Genomic DNA, 14,554 nt, shown 5'->3' with positions numbered 1-14,554 from the left:
TCTTCTCAGATATGCAAAGGTCCCCGAAAGTCATAATTTTTTTGTAATGGATAGCCTGTATGTCTGCCTATGTTCTCTCGGAGAAGTATGCCAAAATGCTGGCAGGCAATCAGCGCCTGAGATTTATGGGAAAGGATGATTACATGCCGAACACAGAGGACGAAATCATTTTACGCGGTCTTAAAGTGAACAACTTGAAAGATATTGATCTCACTATCAAAAAAAAGCAAATTACCGTATTTACAGGAGTTTCCGGTTCAGGAAAGAGCTCGGTTGTTTTTGATACGCTTGCGGCGGAAAGCAGGCGGCAAATGACGATGAATTATCCGATGTACGTCAGAAATCAAATGCCCCGGTACGCTCGCCCGCCAGCCGATTTGATGAAGCATTTGAGTCCGGTCGTCGTGATTGAACAACGGCCGATCAGTGGAAATGCCCGCTCGACGGTTGGTACGTATATGGGTATTGATCCGTTGATCCGACTGCTGTTTTCCCGCATCGGCGACCCACCGATTGGATCTGCCACTGACTTTTCGAGAAGCAGTTCATTCGGACATTGTCCAACGTGCAATGGATACGGGGAAATGGTTGACCCGGACATCTATAAATTGATCGATGTTGAGAAATCGTTGAGGGATTATGCGGTACAGTTCAAACCGTTGTCCCCGTCTGGCTGGCAAGGAAGATGGATGATTACGGGAGGCTTGTTCGATCCGGACATCCCGGTGAAGGACTTTTCGGAGAAAGACTATCAATTATTCGTCTATGGTCCTCCTGAAGGTGAGCGGATCTTTGCGCCGTTCCATACGAAAAATGGTCCGCAGCCCCATGAATGGGATGGATTATTGCCGAGATTTACGCGCTTGTACATTAACCGGGACGTTTCAAAGCTTGCCCAAACCTCTCTGGCTGAGGTCCTGGCGATGACTTCCCGTACGTCATGCCCGATGTGCCAGGGCTCGGGGCTGAATCCCCAAGTACTTGCATGCAACATCAACGGCTTCAATATTGCTGATTATGATGCGTTCGAGCTGACTGAGTTATTGGCAGAGCTTGAAAAAATAAAGGATTCACTCGGGTCCGCAATTGCTGGCCAGGCCATTCCTTCGATTAGACAACTCATTGATCTGGGATTGGACTATTTAAGTTTATCGCGGAAAATGGGGACACTTTCTGGGGGAGAGGCCCAGCGTGTAAAAATTGCGCGTCACTTGGGCAGCAGTCTGAATAATATTATGTATATTTTCGATGAACCTACCGCAAGTTTACACCCTGGGGAAGTGGATTTGCTCTTGCAAATGTTGAAGCGGATCAAAGAACAGCATAATACGGTCATCGTGATTGAACATGATCGATCGGTTATGAAGATTGCTGATGAAATCATTGAAATGGGTCCAAGTGCCGGTGTGCACGGCGGGGAAGTGATCTTTCAAGGGAAGCAAAGGGATTTGGAACATTCGCGTGCTGCAACAACTCTTCAGCACACACTCAAGATCAATTCGTATCCCCGTTCATTTGACGCGTCTTTTTCTATCAGACATGTGTCGATGAATAACTTGAAAAATATTGCAGTGACTATTCCGAAAAATGTCCTCGTTTCTGTTTGCGGCGTTTCGGGATCAGGAAAAAGCTCGTTAATGCTTAAAGCGTTTCCCGAAAAATACCCTGAAGCAATTATGGTGAGCCAGTCGCCGATCGGTCTTTCCAGTCGCTCGACACTTGCAACATATATGGGCATCATGGATGATATCCGGGCGATTTTTTCCCGCGAAACAGGTCAACCTGCAGGATTATTCTCTTTCAACTCGGCAGGCGCCTGTCCGGTTTGTGACGGAAAAGGAGTGACGAAGCCCGATATGGCTTTTGCCGATCCCGTAACGGTGACTTGTGAAGCATGCGGTGGGACGAGGTATTCGGAAGAAGCTCTTTCCTATACGTACAAAGGAAGAAATATTGTGAAGGTTTTGCAGCTGACGATTGAGGAAGCCAGGGACTTTTTTGATCGCCCAAAGATCATCAACCGTGTCAATACGTTAAGAGATGTCGGGCTGGAGTATTTAACTCTCGGGCAGACGACGAGTTCATTGAGCGGCGGCGAAGTGCAGCGCTTGAAGTTGGCGAGCCATCTTCAAAAAGAAGGGCAAATCTATATCTTGGATGAGCCGTCATCCGGTTTACACGCCCAGGACAACGACAAACTATTAACTTTGTTTCAACGTCTCGTGGATCATAGAAATTCGGTCATCATTATTGAGCATAACCTCGACTTTATTGCCGCGAGTGATTGGGTGATTGAACTTGGACCGGGCGGAGGAAAACGTGGCGGAGAAGTCATTTTCGAAGGAACGCCGGAGGAAATGCTGAATGCCGCCACACCGACAGCAAAGTGGTTTGAGTGAGCGGTGGATCAAGATTTCTGCTGATTAAATTCGCTGAACATTGTTTTGAATTCCGTTATTATCTTCGAATACATCCATGGCAAGCAAACTGCGCTTATCAGGATAACCGGTCAATAAACAATTGAACCGATTTTTCTTTTTTAAAAAAAGCTTTATAATGATAAAGTATGGATTTTTATTTGAGATTTTCTCTTAAGGTGTTTTTATATACTGGATTAAGAGAAAGCTTGAAGCATAGAAGGCGGGACGGAAATTAATGAAAAACATTGGATTTGATTCGGATAAATATTTGCAGGAACAATCAGCTTACATCCTGGAACGGGTGGAGCAGTACGATAAACTTTACTTGGAATTTGGCGGGAAATTGATCGGCGACAAGCACGCGAAGCGTGTCTTGCCTGGATTTGATGAAGATGCCAAAATCAAACTATTGCATACACTGAAAGAAAATGCGGAAATCATCATCTGTGTGTACGCTGGAGACATCGAACGAAATAAAGTCCGTGAAGATTATGGCATCACGTATGACCAGGATGTCTTGCGCTTAATTGATGAATACCGGGCATATGGCATTTCTGTCAACAGTGTCTTAATCACGCGCTACCAAGGGCAGCCAACAGTCAAAGTGTTTATGACAAAGCTTGAGAGAAGCGGAATTAGCGTCTGTATTCACCGCGAAATCGAAGGGTATCCGACAAACGTGGATGCGGTTCTTGGGGAAGAAGGATTTGCGACGAATCCTTACATTGAGACGACAAAGCCAATTGTGGTCGTGACGGCTCCTGGACCGGGCAGCGGAAAGCTTGCCACTTGCCTTAACCAAATGTACCACGAGAACAAACGGGGAAAAGAAACCGGCTATGCCAAGTTTGAGACGTTTCCAGTTTGGAACTTGCCGTTAAAGCATCCGGTAAACATCGCTTATGAAGCGGCTACCGTCGATTTGAAAGACGTCAATATGATTGATAATTATCATTATGAAGCATACGGCAAAGTTGCGATCAATTACAATCGTGATATTGAGACGTTTCCGGTCATCAAACGGATTATTGAAAGGATTACCGGCAAAGAGTCTGTTTACAGCTCACCGACTGATATGGGCGTTAATCGTCTGAAATCGGGCATCACCGACGATATGGTCGTGCAGGAAGCTGCCAGGCAGGAAATCATTCGGCGCAGTTTCATCGTAGAGAACGACTATAAAAAAGGGCTTGCTGATGAAGACAGTGTAAGCCACATGCAAGTGATTCTGGAAGAGACCGGTTTAAAGAAAGAGGACCGGGCACCTGTATTGCCGGCCCGGAACTATGCGAAAGCCATCCAAGCGCAAATTGACAGCACGAATTTACAAGCCGTCATTGCGCTAGAACTGCCGAATGGCGAGATAATCACCGGCCGGACCACCACTTTAATGGATGCTTCGGCAGCCGCGATTCTGAATGGGTTGAAGAAATTGACCAATATTTCCGATGAAATTAATTTGTTGTCGCCGATGATTTTACAAACGATTCAACGGTTGAAAACCGAGGACTTGAATAGCCGCGTCCCGACATTAAGCGCCAATGAAGTGCTCATTGCACTGGCAATCAGTGCGGTCACCAATCCTACTTCTGAGCTGGCTTATAAGCAATTGCCAAATTTAAAAGACACCCAAGCCCATTCCACGGTTATATTAAATCGGGAAAACGAACAGACCTTTAAAAAGCTTGGAATCGATATCACCAACGATCCGGTATATCCGACTGAGAACTTGTATTACAATTAGATTTTAGAAAATGCCTGCCTTTTTCTTCTTACAGGGAAGCAAGAGGCAGAGACTTATCATTTATAGCGTTTATTAAAAAGGTGCGGTCTTCTTTTAATGAGAAGACCGCACCTTTTTGCTTTATTGGAGTAATCAAGCGCTGCTTATGAAACACTGTAAAAATAAGTTCACTTCACCGTGTAGTTCATTTCCTCACGGTTAATTGCCTAAATACAACTGACAATAAGCTCCCCCGTCCTCGCATCGATCCCAACAACCTGCTCTTTTGTTCCTCTCAACCCTAATTTGTATTCTAAGACATCATCCGATTCCTTTTCATCGTACGTTTTAGACCATTGCAAGAAAGGCTCGATTTTCTGCAAGGTGGATTTCACCTGTTCGAAAGGTTGGATCGTTGAAACTTCAAAAGATTGAAGTTCGGCTAAGTCCATCCGCGGAGACCAGAAGATGTCAATGAATCCTGTAGTTCTGTTGACACCGACATAAAAACGTTCACCTTCTATTTGCAAACCTTGGGCTGCGTGCAGCGGGAATGTGAAAAATGCGCAATGGACTCCGTTAAAAGAGGGCTCTTCGATTTGTAATTGCAGATAAGGCAGATACTCGTCAAAATACGTGGCAATGAATGTACAAGCAATGTCACGGCAAGCTTCAAACGAAAGATCCAGCTCACCTTTACGTTCTTTAAACCACATGAATTCCTTGAGCTTCCCGGAATGCTTATCCACTTTTGCTTTTACCGTATCTTCCATACGATCAAGAAGGAGGCTCTCCATTGTTTTATCTTTTGGTGCTTGCCAGTCCTTTCCACGCCATACGGCGACGAATGTGTTTTCATCGATTTCCACTTCCCGCAGCTTGGCCATTCCTTCCGACACGCCGATTATGTCTTCAATCGTCGCCAGTTTTTCAACTGCCGCTGTGTTTGGAAAAGGGATGAACGTCCCAGGCTCTTCCGGTTCATGCTCAAAGGCAGGCTGCCCGGTCATGGCATTGAAGGAATGGTAAACGATCGGACTTTCATAAACTGGGTACAGGCCCGGCTTTGGAACCGAATAAATGTCAGTCGTTAAATATTTCAACGATAACTTCCATGGCGCTTTAAGGAGTTGCTGTAAAATTGCTTCTTCACCAGCAAGCTGCGCTGGAAATGCCGGGGGTGTTTTCGTGTACCCCCCATATTTAAAACCAATAATTTCCCCGTATTTAGAAACAGAGATTTTGGTGGTATAGCTCGCAAGAGGGGAGCCTCCTGCATATTGTCCATAAAGGAACCGGGCTTCTTCCTCTTTTTGGCTCACCTGAGACAACGATAAATAATCAAGTGCTTCCGCGTAGTGCGAGCTTAAAAACTGTTCGGCAATCGATTGCTGCTGCTCTATCGTTGCGAGCGTTCCATTTGTTGAAGGCAGTCTGGTCAATTCGATTAATTTGCCGTTTTGATCAAGGGTTACACCAATTTCACTGTCTAATTCGTCCGTCGCCCATATGAATTTTGCCTGCTCATTTGAATAATCTTCAACAAATAATTGATAGTCCTGGGGAATCGACACAAAATTCAAGGCGGCTTGGGCCAGTTGTTCTTTTAACATGTAGATCACTTCTTTCTCCGTAACCGGTAAGTTCATCTGTTGTTCGAGCTGCTTTTTTAATTGATTGCGGCCGCGATGCAAATGCATTTTGACCGTATTGATCGGCTTATCTAACAGTGGGGCAATTTCTCGTACAGGAAAATCATAAAAATAAAATAGGACAAGGACCGTTTGATAATCTTTTCGAAGCGAAGAAAGCGCCTCATGGACAAATTCATAAGTAGCGGGCTGTTCATGCTCTGTTATTTGCTGCTGAATGAGTTCAGTTTGGATAACGAGAGTTTGCTTCTTCTGCCGCAGAAAAGCATAGCATTGCCGGATTAGAATCTTGAATAGCCATGTTGAGAAATATTTAGCTTCTTTTAGTTGATGAATTGATTTATACGCCTGCAGCAAACTTTCTTGTACGATGTCTGATGCGTCTTCTTTGTTGCCGACATAGGAATAAGCTTTTGAGAGAAGCTTAGACTTCTCGGTCTCCGCTAACTGTTCAAATGCTTCTTCCTGGCCGGCGATCGCTGCTCGAACTAATTGTTCCATTGACATACCTCCTATATAGTTAGGGGAATAAATAAGGAAAAAGGTTTCACCGCAAAATATTTTATTGAAAATAATCCGACTAAGATGAAAAGCGGGTTTAGATGATGGCAATCGATTTGTCTGAATTTTTCTATTCATTCGTGATTCCTGCTGTTTTTTTATTATATAATAAAGCCAATCAGCCATAAGGTTCTGTGAGGAGCATAGGGCAAGAGGATGGAAATGCCACTGGTAAAACATTCAATTGGAGGGAACTTCTATGGAGACAAAATTCAGCCCAGCCAATGCCGTTGTTAAACTTTGCATGAGGGGGATGGCCCTGGAAGACAGCGGAAACACAACCGAGGCAGCCGAGACTTTTCAACAAGCCTGGCACGCGGCAACGGATGACTATGAACGGTTTATCGCAGCTTATCATTTAGGCCGTGTACAAAAGAGTCCTGCAGAAAAGTTGGAATGGATGGAAAAATCCTTGCAAAGTGCACGGGAAATCGAGGATGAAAATGTCAAAAGTGCGTATCCGGCCTTATATCGAAATATTGCGGCCTGCCATAAAGAATTGGGCGATGCAGAGAACGCAAAAAGAAATGAGGAACTGGCCCAATCATTTGAGGGCCCGCCAACGGATACGGGTCCATTTTATCATGGCACAAAAGCGGACCTGGCAGTCGGTGATCTATTGACCGCTGGCGGTAATTCAAATTACAGGGACGGACTCAAGATGAACCATATCTATTTTGCAGCGGGTGCCGATGGAGCGGGACTTGCAGCCGCATTAGCAGCAGGAGAAGGGAGAGACCGCGTTTACCAAGTGGAACCGACAGGCGAATTTGAAAACGATCCCAATGTGACAGACAAAAAATTCCCGGGGAACTTAACACGATCCTATCGCTCGAAAGAACCTTTGCGAATTGTCGGGGAAGAAACGGAATGGACGGCGTTGCCCCCCGCTCAACTGCAAAAAATGCGGGAGGGTTCAGCGAAGAAGACCGGTGAAATCATCAACTGAGCGGAGTGGTTGGCATACAATACGGCAAGGGGGCTCAAGAAGTGGAGAAAGAGTTGCTATTCACCTCAGAAAGATGCTGGGTCAGGCCATTTCATGCGGACGATCTGGATGATTTCATGTCCTACCGCAATAATCCGGAATGGATGAAGCATCAATATTTTAAAGGCCGCTCAAAGGAAGAATATGAAGAAGCGCTATTGAAAGAACAGTCATTGGAAAGCGGGGCGCAATTTGCGGTTGTCCGGAAAGCCGATCAGAAGCTGCTCGGGGATATCTACGTGAAAAAGGAAGTGGACACGTTCTGGATTGGCTATACGGTGAGCCCAGCCTTTAAAAGACAAGGGATTGCATATGAAATCGTCCATTCGCTGATGGTTTGGATCAGGCAGCAAGGGAATTTCAAAATAATGGCCGGAGCAGCGCCGGAGAATATGGCTTCGGCTCGGTTACTGGAGAAATTGGGGTTTTCAAAAGTAGACGCGAACAGCGTGGAAGTGGTTTATTCATGGGATTTTGAACACTTCAGCAGTTGAGCTCCAATATCTCTGTCAAGACTAAAGGAATACAGTAAAAAGAAAAGGAGCGATTCAAATGACCAACAACGAAGTAAAAGAAACCCCGCACATCAAGCCCAACGGAGTGGAAATCGCCGAAACGATTCTTTTGCCGGGAGATCCGTACCGTGCCAAATTCATTGCTGAAACCTTTCTGGAAAACCCTGTTTTGTTTAATGAAGTCAGGGGCATGCTGGGCTATACAGGAGAATACAAGGGGAAGAAAGTTTCTGTAATGGGTACCGGCATGGGGACGCCAAGCATGGCGATCTACTCTTGGGAATTGATCAACGTATTTGGTGTTAAGAATTTAATTCGTATCGGCTCTTGCGGTGCCATGCAAAAGGAAATCAAATTGTATGATCTGATATTCGCAATGGGCGCGGCAACGGATTCGGATTATGCCCATCAATGGAATCTGCCGGGGCAATTTCCGCTGACCGCCTCTTATGATCTATTGGAAAAGGCCAAAAAAGCAGCGGATGAAAAAGAGTACAAAGTCCATATCGGAAATGTCCTATCAAGTGATATTTTCTATAATGCAGATGAAACCGCCACAGAAAAATGGGCGAAGATGGGGATCCTGGCCGCGGAAATGGAAACGACAAGCCTGTATTTGAATGCTGCCAGTGCGGGCGTCAAAGCCTTAACCATTTTGACAGTGAGCGACCACATGATTACGCACGAACAGACAACGCAGGAAGAAAGGCAGACTGCCTTCACGCAGATGATGGAAATCGCTTTGGATATGATTTGAAGAGACGGGGGAAGATGCGAAAATGGTGACTGAAACGGATTTAAAACACTTGCGGCGTTGCGTGGAACTTGCAGAAACCGCTTTAGAAAAAGGGGACGAGCCATTCGGTTCCGTTTTGGTGTCAGCTGAAGGGAAAGTGTTGTTTGAAGACCATAATCACGTGGGAGGCGGCGATTACACGCAGCACCCGGAATTTGCGATTGCGAGATGGGCAGCCAACCATATGATGCCTGAAGAAAGAAGAAAGGCAACGGTTTACACGTCCGGGGAGCATTGCCCCATGTGTTCAGCAGCCCATGGAAAAGTCGGATTAGGAAAAATCTTCTATGCGACTTCATCGAAGCAATTGGCCGGCTGGCTCAGTGAGCTGGGTGTGGAGCAGGGATCTGTCTACAACCTGGCCATAGAAGAAGTGATCAGGGATGCCCAAGTGGAAGGGCCGGTTCCTGAACTGGCAGAGCAGGTCCACGAACTTCATCGCCGGCTTCATGCGGCAAAAGGGTGAAAAAATCGTTTGCGGCGCCTCGTTTTTCATCTGGCTGTTTGTTGTGGTTGAGACGCTGATTTTACAGTTTTAGCAGCTATTCAGAGCGCATGCTTCGGAGCCACGCGTGAGACTTCAACTATTGGTATAATAAGAGAGCGCCAAAAGCCGGAATTTCACTTTGGCTGCTCTTTTTTTTGCACCACACGGATTTTATTAGCCAGGGAGTTGGATTTAAAAATGAATAACAAAGATATAGCCGATATTCGCAAACGTTTTAAGCTTGATACGGATCTACTGAAAATCGCAGAGATTTACAATGTCTACATCCAGGGAGAAGCGACGGAAATTTTCCACGAGGACAGCCGTTCTTTTTCACTGCTCGACCGGGAACAGCAAGAGCTGTTTTTAGCCAATTTTAAAAAGGTATTGGGCGGGAAGCTCGATGCCAAACTGTTTGAAGTGAAGTTTCTGCCGCAGGAAGAAGGGCAGGCAGACCATACGCAGCGCTTATTGTATGAAGGGCTTGAAACGAAAGAGGCTGCGGAATGGCAGGAAAACATGCAGCGCATCGCGTTAAAAATGATTGAAGAAAAACCGTTTGAGAAGGACATGGTCATCACATTTATCCGCGGGACGTATTTCAAGACGACGAAACGCGAAGCGGATGAAACGGAAATCAACATGCGCGACGAAGTGTACACGACGCCGTTCATCCTCGGCAGCATGAACCAGACGGAATTGCCGAAAAGCTCGCTCGTGTTTGATTTTGCCGAAAAGGAATTCAAATCGAACATCTTGCTCGACCCGGTCATCAAATTGACTTCACCGGTCGGCGGTTTCCTGTTCCCGGGCTTTACCGACAATGCCGCAGACGTCAACCACATCGTCTATTCGGCGAGCAAAGCGAATAAACCCGATTTCCAGTTTATCGAAAATGTATTGAATGGCGACGAAATCATTACGGCGGAAGAAGACAAAGCGGTGTTCGAGGAAATCGTCAAAGCGGTAATCGGCGAAGAAGTGAATTCCCGGACCTTAGCCGGCCTCTACGATGAAATCAACCTCATGCTCGAAGTGGAAAAAGAAGCGGAGAAAGAAGAGGTGGAGGTCCCGGTATTGGATACGGTGGAGGTGACGCGGGTACTGAAGGCGAGCGGCGTGAAAGAAGTGAGCGCTGAAAAAGTGGAGCGCGCTTTCCAGCAGGTGGTGGAAGACAAAAACTACGAAATGAAAGCAAGCCATGTCGTGCCAAGCTATGCATCAAAATCCATCAAAATCAACACGAAAGTCGCGGAGATCAAAATCAGCCCGCAAGACTTGCGCTACGTCAAAGGCGTCAATTACAACGGCAAGCGCTGCATCCTGATCGAAGTGGAAGAAGACACGATGATCGAGGGCTTTAAGCTGCTGGAAGAAGAACAGCTGGAATAGAGAAAAATTACAACAATACAGGCCCCAAACTTCTCATTCGAGAAGTTTGGGGCCTTTTTCTGTCTAACTATCAATCAAACGCCCATTGTCATGCCACTGGCCGTACAATTTATTTTCCCGTGTGTTTTCGATAAACTTCGCCAATCGTTTATTGAACAGTTCAGGGTCGCGTTTAACGCTTTGGATCGTGTCGATGCGAATTCGTTTGTAGGCATCCGGAAAGTCGAGGAAATGCTGCCAGACTTGTGTGTCTTCTTTCAAGCGAGCTTGGATTTCCGGATCGATGACAAAGGCTTCCGGACGCATATCCGGCAAGGCGCTCCGGCCCTGGTCTGTCATTAAGCCCAGTTTCTCTAACCTGCGGACACGTTCTTTATTCAACTCTGTGAAGTTGCTCTTTTTCTGGCGCGGCGAAAGCCTTTGGGCCACTTCGGTATCCGAGATCCTTTTTTTGGTGCTGTCAATCCAGCCGAAGCATAGAGCTTCCTCTACCGCATCTAAATAAAGAAGCGTATTCGGCCGCTCTTTGACACTGACGACCACCCAGCAGCATTTTTCAGTGGCTGCGTGCTCTTTCAGCCAAGTTCGCAGTTCCTGCCGGGTTTTAACAGGGAGTAGATTTTCCATCTCCAATTTGGACAGATCCTTTCGCTTTAGAAAATTCTGTTCAGTTCCTATTGGCTTATATACTTCCTATTAAATCGATTTGAGCCCGTTAAATCAAGAACGAAAAGGACCAGCGTTTCAAGTTCTATGCACGAGATGGCGCGCGATTTTGCCGCCTTTTCCGGATCCAGTTCGGGCCGAGCTCGTTTAAAGCAATCGCGCCCAGTATAATGCCGATGCCGAACCACTGATAGAGAGCGATGAATTCAGACAAAAAGATGCTCGCTGACAGAATGGCGATGGGCAGTTCAACGGAAGTCAGGATGTTTGCTTCACCTCCGGAAACCAACGGAGCGCCGGCCGCATAAAACAATGGTGGCAGCACGGCTCCGAATAATGACACGCCAGCTGCCGAAGCAAACAAGTCTTTTTCTAACGGCAGAACCGTTGGAATTTCACCCATGAACAAAACAAGGACCAAAATGGCCGAGCCGGTAACCATGATTGAACTGCGGGTCCAGGCATCGACTCTTACGGCGACTTTGCCGCTGCAGAAAATGAAGCCGGCATAGGTGAAGGCGGAAAGAATGCCGAAAACCAATCCTTTAATCGGCAGGCCCTGAATCTCACCGCCGATAAAATTCGAAGCAAAAAAGACAAAATCGGGGTAAAACCGAAAAATGAAGCACCTAATAAAATAAACAAAATTCCTTTATTGAATTTCATCCTATGACCTCCTACATGCTGAAGCACAATTAGATTATCTTAGCATAGATAAGCGGCAGATAGGGTTTTCCGGCGCATTTGAAGCCCAAGAAATAGAGGGCGGCGACATGGTTTGGACAAATAGCGGGACACTTTCCGAAGCGCACTTCCTGTAGGTATCATTATCGCCATGCAGGCATTTTAAAAGCTGTATGGAATTAAAGAAGAGGAGAATCACATTGCATGAATCCGGTACGAATATTCGCAGAAAACACGACTATAAGAGGGGGACCAACAATGAAACAGTTCTACATCAAACAGAAAGTCTTCAGCCTGAGCGGCAAATTCACGGTAAAAGATTCAGCAGAAAACGATGTATATTATGTGGAAGGCAGCTTTATGAAAATCCCTAAAACCTTCAGCCTCATGAACCCGGCAAGAGAGGAAGTGGCGCTGATCACGAAGAAGACATTCAGCTTCCTGCCGAAGTTTTTCGTGGAAGTGAACGGGCAGGAACGGCTGACGATCCAAAAAGAGTTTTCTTTCTTGAAAGCCCGCTATAGGATTGAAGGCACAGGCATCCAGGTTCAAGGCAATTGGTGGGATATGAATTTTCAAATCCTGCAGCACGAAGTAGTGGTAGGGCAGGTCAGCAAGGAATGGTTTACTTGGGGAGACAGCTACAAAGTAGAGATTCTGGATGAAGAAATGGAAACAGTGGTGATTGCCATTGTGGTGGCCATTGACTGCGTCAAATCGGACCAGTCTGCTGCGGCTTCCGGGGGAGCGGGGTAATGGTGCGGCAGGAAAAGCTGCAAAGCATGTTTGCCCTAGGTCAGTGGGCTTAAAAAATCCGAAGCCCGCTTGCTTCACCCGGTTTGCAGGAGCACGGGAGCTCGACGCTAGAGAAAAAAATCGGAATCCATCATTATGGGAAAAATGTGCTAATTTTTTTGGAATTTCCTTCTACTTTCTATCTACTTTTACCTGAACATGTGCTACATTATAAGAAAAAATGTAAAGTTTGAAGAAGGGAATAGGATGAGTTCTCAATTAACGACCTATATTACGCTGATCTGTACATCCGGTGTATTGAATTTATATTTAGGCGCATATGTCTTTGCGAAAAGGCAGCAATACAAGAAAATCGCTAATTTTTTTATGATCTATACAGTTTCTATCACCATCTATTGCTTCGCTTCCGCTTTTAGTTTAACCGCCGATACCATTGGGCAATTGAAGCTCTGGAACATTTTGCTCTATATCGGCATGGCAGCTTCGGCGCCTTTAGGATTGCTGTTCGTCATGCATTACTTGGGAATAAAGCTGACGAAAAAACGAATTGCAGCGATGCTTGCTATACCTGCCATCAGTGTCTTGATGGTAGCAACAAATGATGTTCATCATCTTCATTACAAAGTGTTTGAAATTGACCCTTCGCTAGGCGCCCCTTTCGTTCATCAGGAAATCGGTCTCTGGTACCTTATCCACGGAATTTATACCTTCGGCTGTATGTTGGCTGCTTTCTTACTGGTGCTTTTCCGCTGGAGAGAAACGGCGAAAGCTTACCGTCCACAAATTTTTGCTTTATCAATTGGCCAATTGATTCCCATGTCCACTGCATTTATTTACTTGATCGGCTTAACGCCTGAAGGAATTGATCCGGTGCCGATGGTCATTTGCGTTTCTTCCATTCTCTATCTCTGGGTGATCAACCGCTCGCAATTATTTGCGGTTATGCCGATTGCCAAAGATGCGATATTCAATAGCATAAGCGATGGTGTTTTTGTCTTGAACGAATCACTCAATCTCATTGAATATAACCAATCGGCTGAAAAGATGTTTCCTTCGCTCGATGCATCGCTATTCGGTGTGCATTTTGAAAATGTATGGAAAGGGTTGTCTGAAACAGCATTTCCATTTGAATTAAAAGCGGCAGAGTCGCTGCAGGAAATCGAGTTGAAGAACGGACTTTTGGAACGCGTTTACCAAGTGCGTATTTCTCCGTTGCGGCATGGCAGCGAAAATAAAGGCTTGCTGATCATTTTTACGGATATTACAGAATTAAAGAGCTTGCAGCGAAAGCTTGAGCACCAAGCCTATTACGACGAACTGACCGGGATTTTCAACCGGCGGGCATTCTTCCAAATAAGCGAGCAGCAATTTGCCAAAGCCAAACGAGTGGAAGCTCCTTTCACTGTGATGCTGATTGACATCGATCATTTCAAACAAGTAAACGACACATTTGGGCATCAAGTAGGCGATCAGCTGCTGAAACATGTGGTCGACATTTGCCGAGCAGAGTTGAAAGAGAAGATGTTGTTCGCGCGCTATGGCGGCGAGGAATTTGTATTGGCGTTAGACGGTATGAATATTGAAGAAGGGGCAGCAGTGGCAGAGCGGCTGCGCCGCCACGTAGAAACCAGCTTTTTGCAGGTGGACGAGAACCGGATCTCCGTAACCATAAGCAGCGGGGTGGCTGAAGCTTCGGCGATGCCGGAAGAAACCCTCTATCAGCTCCTGAACAAAGCGGATCTCGCTTTATATGCGGCAAAACACGAAGGGCGCAACCAGGTGAAAACCTATGCGGCTGAACAGCTCCTAAAATATTAATAAAGAAATCACGGAAAGTATAAAAGCCTTCTCCTTAAAAAAATGGGAAAAGGCTTTATTTTTATGCAAATTGAAGTCTTTTTAACGGACTTTTCT

At 45.9% G+C, this 14,554-nt stretch carries 12 protein-coding genes; 9 read left to right on the top strand and 3 right to left on the bottom strand.

Annotated elements, in window-relative coordinates:
- The first annotated feature begins 143 nt into the window (after positions 1-143).
- Both AC2EXB_RS18965 and AC2EXB_RS18960 read left to right on the top strand, forming a co-directional pair.
- Entirely contained in the window at positions 144-2,399 is a 2,256-nt protein-coding gene (locus AC2EXB_RS18965) for an ATP-binding cassette domain-containing protein (RefSeq protein WP_483602866.1), read from the top strand.
- 256 nt (positions 2,400-2,655) lie between these two features.
- A complete protein-coding gene (locus AC2EXB_RS18960; protein WP_483602864.1) occupies positions 2,656-4,164 on the top strand; it encodes a DUF1846 domain-containing protein in 1,509 nt (502 codons plus the stop codon).
- 206 nt (positions 4,165-4,370) lie between these two features.
- On the opposite strand, the gene AC2EXB_RS18955 is transcribed toward AC2EXB_RS18960, so the two are convergent.
- Complete coding sequence (locus tag AC2EXB_RS18955) at positions 4,371-6,296, bottom strand: sigma-70 family RNA polymerase sigma factor (RefSeq protein WP_483602862.1); 1,926 nt, start codon at positions 6,294-6,296, stop codon at positions 4,371-4,373.
- A gap of 595 nt (positions 6,297-6,891) precedes the next feature.
- Between AC2EXB_RS18955 and arr the strand changes: the two genes are divergently transcribed.
- The 5 genes from arr to AC2EXB_RS18930 all read left to right on the top strand — a co-directional run bounded on the left by arr (position 6,892) and on the right by AC2EXB_RS18930 (position 10,534).
- The gene (gene arr / locus AC2EXB_RS18950) at positions 6,892-7,305 is read left to right on the top strand and encodes an NAD(+)--rifampin ADP-ribosyltransferase (RefSeq protein WP_483604792.1); all 414 of its coding nucleotides are present in this window, start codon (positions 6,892-6,894) and stop codon (positions 7,303-7,305) included.
- A 41-nt stretch (positions 7,306-7,346) separates the two neighbouring features.
- Entirely contained in the window at positions 7,347-7,838 is a 492-nt protein-coding gene (locus tag AC2EXB_RS18945; protein WP_483602860.1) for a GNAT family N-acetyltransferase, read from the top strand.
- Positions 7,839-7,896: 58 nt separating this feature from the next.
- Complete coding sequence (gene deoD / locus AC2EXB_RS18940) at positions 7,897-8,616, top strand: purine-nucleoside phosphorylase (RefSeq protein ID WP_235197710.1); 720 nt, start codon at positions 7,897-7,899, stop codon at positions 8,614-8,616.
- A gap of 22 nt (positions 8,617-8,638) precedes the next feature.
- Positions 8,639-9,121: a nucleoside deaminase gene (locus tag AC2EXB_RS18935; RefSeq protein ID WP_483602858.1), complete on the top strand. Its 483-nt coding sequence runs from the start codon at positions 8,639-8,641 to the stop codon at positions 9,119-9,121.
- A gap of 219 nt (positions 9,122-9,340) precedes the next feature.
- Positions 9,341-10,534, top strand: coding sequence for a DUF4317 domain-containing protein (locus AC2EXB_RS18930; protein WP_483602856.1), 1,194 nt, complete (start codon positions 9,341-9,343; stop codon positions 10,532-10,534).
- A 63-nt stretch (positions 10,535-10,597) separates the two neighbouring features.
- Here AC2EXB_RS18930 and AC2EXB_RS18925 read toward each other — a convergent pair whose 3' ends face one another.
- Both AC2EXB_RS18925 and AC2EXB_RS18920 read right to left on the bottom strand, forming a co-directional pair.
- The gene (locus AC2EXB_RS18925) at positions 10,598-11,167 is read right to left on the bottom strand and encodes a YdeI/OmpD-associated family protein (protein WP_483602854.1); all 570 of its coding nucleotides are present in this window, start codon (positions 11,165-11,167) and stop codon (positions 10,598-10,600) included.
- A gap of 118 nt (positions 11,168-11,285) precedes the next feature.
- Positions 11,286-11,741, bottom strand: coding sequence for an EamA family transporter (locus AC2EXB_RS18920; protein ID WP_483602852.1), 456 nt, complete (start codon positions 11,739-11,741; stop codon positions 11,286-11,288).
- 401 nt (positions 11,742-12,142) lie between these two features.
- On the opposite strand from AC2EXB_RS18920, the gene AC2EXB_RS18915 reads away from it, so the two are divergent.
- Positions 12,143-12,640: an LURP-one-related/scramblase family protein gene (locus tag AC2EXB_RS18915; protein ID WP_483602850.1), complete on the top strand. Its 498-nt coding sequence runs from the start codon at positions 12,143-12,145 to the stop codon at positions 12,638-12,640.
- Positions 12,641-12,886: 246 nt separating this feature from the next.
- Positions 12,887-14,458: a histidine kinase N-terminal 7TM domain-containing diguanylate cyclase gene (locus tag AC2EXB_RS18910; RefSeq protein WP_483602849.1), complete on the top strand. Its 1,572-nt coding sequence runs from the start codon at positions 12,887-12,889 to the stop codon at positions 14,456-14,458.
- The last annotated feature ends 96 nt before the right edge of the window (positions 14,459-14,554 follow it).

This window comes from Planococcus alkaliphilus (assembly GCF_057031095.1).
This window is presented reverse-complemented; position numbering and strand designations above follow the sequence as displayed.

What these genes read in the sequence shown, in the direction of transcription:
- AC2EXB_RS18965 (WP_483602866.1), top strand. Translation starts at nt 144, where the DNA reads ATGCCGAACACAGAGGACGAAATCATTTTACGCGGTCTTAAAGTGAAC.
- AC2EXB_RS18960 (WP_483602864.1), top strand. Translation starts at nt 2,656, where the DNA reads ATGAAAAACATTGGATTTGATTCGGATAAATATTTGCAGGAACAATCA.
- AC2EXB_RS18955 (WP_483602862.1), bottom strand. Translation starts at nt 6,296, where the DNA reads ATGGAACAATTAGTTCGAGCAGCGATCGCCGGCCAGGAAGAAGCATTT.
- deoD (WP_235197710.1), top strand. Translation starts at nt 7,897, where the DNA reads ATGACCAACAACGAAGTAAAAGAAACCCCGCACATCAAGCCCAACGGA.
- AC2EXB_RS18935 (WP_483602858.1), top strand. Translation starts at nt 8,639, where the DNA reads ATGGTGACTGAAACGGATTTAAAACACTTGCGGCGTTGCGTGGAACTT.
- AC2EXB_RS18930 (WP_483602856.1), top strand. Translation starts at nt 9,341, where the DNA reads ATGAATAACAAAGATATAGCCGATATTCGCAAACGTTTTAAGCTTGAT.
- AC2EXB_RS18915 (WP_483602850.1), top strand. Translation starts at nt 12,143, where the DNA reads ATGAAACAGTTCTACATCAAACAGAAAGTCTTCAGCCTGAGCGGCAAA.
- AC2EXB_RS18910 (WP_483602849.1), top strand. Translation starts at nt 12,887, where the DNA reads ATGAGTTCTCAATTAACGACCTATATTACGCTGATCTGTACATCCGGT.